Origin of the sequence: Aquimarina sp. U1-2, assembly GCF_017897595.1 — a bacterium.
Taxonomy (GTDB): domain Bacteria; phylum Bacteroidota; class Bacteroidia; order Flavobacteriales; family Flavobacteriaceae; genus Aquimarina.
Map to the genome: position 1 here is coordinate 1 of NZ_JAGKIK010000062.1, position 496 is coordinate 496.

General features: G+C 31.9%; 1 protein-coding gene. It reads right to left on the bottom strand.

Annotated elements, in window-relative coordinates:
- A partial coding sequence (locus J8281_RS19020; RefSeq protein ID WP_210199237.1) for a hypothetical protein occupies nt 1–368 on the bottom strand: 368 nt, incomplete at its 3' end.
- Nucleotides 369–496 lie beyond the last annotated feature (128 nt).

A 496-nucleotide genomic window follows, 5' to 3' on the forward strand; every position in this document is an offset into this window, starting at 1 on the left:
ATTGATTCTCCTGGATCAAGGGCTTTAAATTGAAACTCTACAGCAGCTTTTCCTGGGAAGTCAATAGAGGCGCTTAAGCCTGTTAAAACTTCGTTGGAATTGTTGGTTAAAGTAACGGGGACAACAGTGTCGTTATTACTTTTTGCAGTGTTTGTAGTGCTATTAACTTCTCCAAAATCAACACTGTAAGAACTAAGGATAATTAATCCATCTTGTCTGTCGTCCATTTCCTCCAGTTCATCTTTAGGGGTGTCATCACTATCACAACTAGTAAGCGTAAAACCACAAATTAAGAGAGCGATACATACTTTAAAGAGATTAATGGTAATGGGGCTTTGTTTTTTCGTTTTTTTGCGTGTTTTTAACATTTTAATTTATTTATAGGTTAAGTAATAATTCAAACGGCTTAAAAAAAACATTATTATGAGCTATTCAAATTATATTTTATTTTTTAACCTATATGCTTAAATTATAAGCTTTTATATTTTTCTATGGA